1 protein-coding gene is annotated in these 1,348 nt (G+C 42.3%); it reads left to right on the forward strand.

Features of this window, described 5'->3' with window-relative positions:
* Positions 1-57 precede the first annotated feature (57 nt).
* Positions 58-1,275: an IS4 family transposase gene (locus HMPREF1505_RS05550; protein ID WP_036923638.1), complete on the forward strand. Its 1,218-nt coding sequence runs from the start codon at positions 58-60 to the stop codon at positions 1,273-1,275.
* Positions 1,276-1,348 lie beyond the last annotated feature (73 nt).

Below are 1,348 nucleotides of genomic sequence, written 5' to 3' on the forward strand. Positions count from 1 at the left end.
GTATTTGGATTTCAGCCCTTTTTGTTACTTTTGTTTCTGCGATAAAACTTCAATAACATGGGCAAAAGTACACATTTTATCGGACAGCCGGTCTATAATCAGGTAATAAAATTACTCGATAAGCAACAAATCAAGCAAATCAGCCTTGAAACACCCCGAAGTGAAGCTTATGTGAAGCGTCTTGATGGGTGGACTCACCTTGTCATAATGCTTTTCGGTGTTCTCAAACACTTTGATTCTCTTCGGGAAGTGGAGATAGGCATGAAGGCTGAAGTAAACAAACTGCATCATCTTGGCATCGACTATGTCGTCCGTCGTAGTACGCTTGCTGATGCCAACAAGCGTCGCCCACAAGAGTTCTTTGCAAGCGTTTATGCGTACCTCTTAGAGCGTTATGGTTCTTTTTTATCGGACAGCCGCCCTAAAGGTGAACAGAAGACATGGGAAAAGCTTCTGTATATGATGGATTCAACTACGATTACCCTTTTTGACAACATACTCAAGGGTGTAGGCAGACACCCCAAGAGTGGTAAGAAGAAAGGCGGTATGAAGGTTCATACGGTGATGAAGTATCATGTTGGCGTTCCCATGGTCGTACAGCTTACCTCTGCCGCCACGCATGATCATTATCTACTTAAAGAAGTGCATCTTCCTAAGGATGCTACCCTTACCATGGACAGAGCATACGTTGATTATGCACAGTTCCAGCGACTTACAGAGGAAGGGGTATGCTATGTGACCAAGATGAAGAAGAATCTCACCTATACGGAGTTGTCCTCAGTAACCTATGTAAGCCCTGATGGATTGGTTACACATACAGACAAGAAGATTGTCTTTGAGAAGGGGGAGATAAGACACCAGGCAAGACGAGTGGAACTGTGGAGTGACAACTCACATAAGTCAGTTGTCCTGTTGACCAATAACTTTGAGCTTGATGTAAAGGACCTTGAGGAGATTTACAAGCGAAGATGGGCTATAGAGTCCCTTTACAAGCAGCTCAAACAGAACTTCCCACTGCATTTCTTCTATGGTGACAGTGTAAATGCCATACAGATACAGACATGGGTGGTACTCATTGCCAATCTGCTTTGTACCGTTATCTCCAGAATGATAAAAAGACACGTATCCTTCTCGCAGCTGGTAACCATGCTGAGGCTCACACTGATGTATTACACTGATTTCATCTCATTTATGGAAAATCCACAAAATGATGAACTCATCATAATAGCTGAAAAGGCAAATTCACCACCAAAAGAACTTGACTTATTTGATTAGGGGGCTTGGATTTCAAAAAAGAATGCGGAATTACCTATATAAAGACAATTCCGCAAGGATTTATATGTTATTT

This window comes from Prevotella sp. ICM33, from assembly GCF_000517825.1.
GTDB classification, from domain to species: domain Bacteria; phylum Bacteroidota; class Bacteroidia; order Bacteroidales; family Bacteroidaceae; genus Prevotella; species Prevotella melaninogenica.